Genomic DNA, 1,548 nt, shown 5'->3' on the forward strand with positions numbered 1-1,548 from the left:
CATCATGGGAGATGAGGCTCTGCTGAAACGTGCGCTGTATAATTTGATTCAGAATAGTGTCATTCACAATCCCCAAGGGTGTGTGATTTCTGTTTCCGTAGCGCGAAATGAAACCGGTATAACTACCATGGTATCAGATGACGGCATAGGCGTGTCCGCTGAGAAGCTGGAGAAATTAAGAGCGACGGCGCATCATTTGGAAAGCACCGATGAAAGATTGAACCTGAGACACGGCTTAGGCGTTCTGTTGGTTCGGCAGATTGTTGAGGCGCATCATGGCACAGTGGAAATTGAAAGTACACCGCAAAATGGGTATCAGACAGTTTTAGTCTTTCCCGGCGGGGGACCATAAAGCAACGGAGAACGCTTACATACGTTCTCCGTTGCTCTTTATTTGATTTAGCTATAAACCAATTCCGCAAAAATGATTTCCTCCACTTGGGCCTTACAAAAGGTGGGCGTTCAGCTACCAGGTCGGGGAGGTTAGTAATCGCCCACTTTCACATAGTCCAATTCGATTTTCATAGCAAGTCAATTCTCCTAAAAATTGGATTTGAAACAGCTTGTCCCATCGAAAATTTTAATAGGTTGTCCTTACACCATCGCCGCCGGAAAAGGCTTATCCTACCAACAATCCAGTGTTTTCAAGGCTTTTCGGCCTTGTTGCGCTTACGCTATCGCCCCATCCGCCGCCAAATCCTCTGTCAAGTCCCCAATGACATCCCCGGTTACCTGCATGGTAGCGGCAGACCAGGGGAAACCGGAAGCGAACTGTGGAAACACGCCGGTGGTATGGTCCACGAAGTAGGCGTCAAAACCGGCGGCCTTAATCTGCTCTTCGCTGAGATTCCTGGTCAGCTGGTGGACCAGAGTGCCCACCATCTCCAGATGCCCCAGCTCCTCCGTGCCTACAAAGGGGTCGAAATGTACCAGTTCAGAACCGGAAGAATCCAGTGGTTTCAAAGGCTTGCCAGCAGGTTACCTTTACACCCTGCCGCCTCAGCGGGTACCCTTTCGCCGCCTGAGAACAGGGGAGATGAGCTTTTATAAAAAGGACAAGCCCTCTTGGAGAGTAGACGTATATGTGGCACTTCCGTGTTGAATTCTGATCAGGTATTCCCAAATGATGTCGTTTGTAGTAAAATAATAGAAAATGCGGACGAAAGGCAGTGAACTGTATGATTACAGGCGAACTGAAAAACAAGATCAACGCTCTATGGGAAATCTTCTGGACGGGCGGCATCACCAATCCCTTGGACGTGGTGGAGCAGATGACCTACCTGATGTTCATCCACGATCTGGATGAGACGGACAGCCGTAAGGCCAAGGAATCCGTCATGCTGGGCCTGCCCCACAGGAGCATTTTTGAGGAGAACAGCCAGCTCAAGTGGTCAGTGTTTCACGACTTCCCCGCCGAGCGGATGTACGCCGTTATGCAGGAGCAGGTGTTCCCCTTCATCAAGAACCTCCATGGGGACAAGGAGAGCGCCTACGCCCGGTACATGGACGACGCCATTTTTAAGGTTCCCACACCGCTTATGCTGGAGA

2 protein-coding genes and 1 pseudogene are annotated in these 1,548 nt (G+C 50.3%); 2 read left to right on the forward strand and 1 reads right to left on the reverse strand.

The genetic code is table 11. From position 1 onward, the window contains the following. A partial coding sequence (locus JX325_RS16505) for a sensor histidine kinase KdpD (RefSeq protein WP_204792121.1) occupies positions 1-352 on the forward strand: 352 nt, incomplete at its 5' end. A gap of 332 nt (positions 353-684) precedes the next feature. On the opposite strand, the pseudogene JX325_RS16510 reads toward JX325_RS16505, so the two are convergent. After that, positions 685-912 (reverse strand): annotated as a pseudogene (locus JX325_RS16510) (manganese catalase family protein); the annotation flags it as partial. 266 nt (positions 913-1,178) lie between these two features. On the opposite strand from JX325_RS16510, the gene JX325_RS16515 reads away from it, so the two are divergent. Further along, on the forward strand, positions 1,179-1,548 hold a 370-nt coding region (locus JX325_RS16515; protein ID WP_204792123.1), incomplete at its 3' end, for a type I restriction-modification system subunit M N-terminal domain-containing protein.

The sequence above is a fragment of the Oscillibacter sp. CU971 genome (assembly GCF_905219725.1).
In the GTDB taxonomy this organism is placed as follows: Bacteria; Bacillota; Clostridia; order Oscillospirales; family Oscillospiraceae; genus Oscillibacter.